Here is a 988-nt window from a genome sequence, read left to right as displayed (position 1 = left end):
GCTGAGAGCACGACGTTGGCGGCGTCGCCGGCGCGGCCTTTGAGGTAGCAGCGGCCAAGGTGACCTTCGGCCTTCAGATGTCCGATGATGGGCTCGATGGCGGAGCGGCGCCGGAGCTCGCGCTTGATGGCGCCGAACACGCCGCGCTTCTGGCCCGAAATGAAGACGCGACGTGGATTTTGCGTGTCGTGGCCGCGATATCCCTTGTCGACATAGGCCCGCTCGATCGGACAGCCGGTGAGCGCCTCGGTGCGGTCGATGGCGTCCCGCAGGGTATGACCGTCGTAGGGATTATCGGGCAGCGACCTGGCGTGCAGTACGAACAGGCCACCGGGCGCCCGGCGGTTGTTGGTGACGATGGAGGCCTTCACGCCGAACTCGTAAGGCGCGGCGGCCTTGCCTTTGCCGATGCATTCCACCTCCGGGGCATGGAAGGAATAAAGCTTCCAGCCGCGCTGGCGCTGCTGCTGCGAGCGGATTTGCACGGCCCGGCCAAGCGGGAGGGCGAATGCCTCCTCCAATGCCGGCTGGCCCTCGATCTTGCGGCGGATGTCGCGGATGATGCGGCCGAGCCGGCTGCGCAGAATGCGCAACTGCCGCTGATGCCGGCTGAACTGTTTGGCATGGGCGTAGCGGCCCGCCATCATCGCGGCGGCCTTGGCCACACGAGAATAGGATTGCCGCAGCCTGACGGCGTGCCTTCTCGCCAGGCGGTTGAGCCCCTTGATAGCCGCATGAAGCAGCTTGGCATCGGTCGGAAAGGTGATGGCCTTCGGCTGCACCGTGGTGTCGACGGTGACGCCCTTGAGGTCCTGGCCGCGTAACGCGCCGGCCTCGTGCGCCACCCGCAGGCTCTCCGCCAGCAGCAGCTCCAACTTGTCGCCGAGCCGCTTGCGCCAATGGCTCAGGTCCGAGCGCTCGTGCGGGAAGGCATGCTGAAAGAACTCTTGCCCGGTGAAGAACTGGAAATACGGGTCGTGAACCCAGC

At 66.2% G+C, this 988-nt stretch carries 1 protein-coding gene; it reads right to left on the bottom strand.

Annotated elements, in window-relative coordinates; all coding sequences use genetic code 11:
• On the bottom strand, positions 1–988 hold a 988-nt coding region (locus tag AC0L3U_RS38280; RefSeq protein WP_473364944.1), incomplete at both ends, for an IS5 family transposase.

It is taken from the genome of Bradyrhizobium sp. Kon69 (genome assembly GCF_055807515.1).
This window is presented reverse-complemented; position numbering and strand designations above follow the sequence as displayed.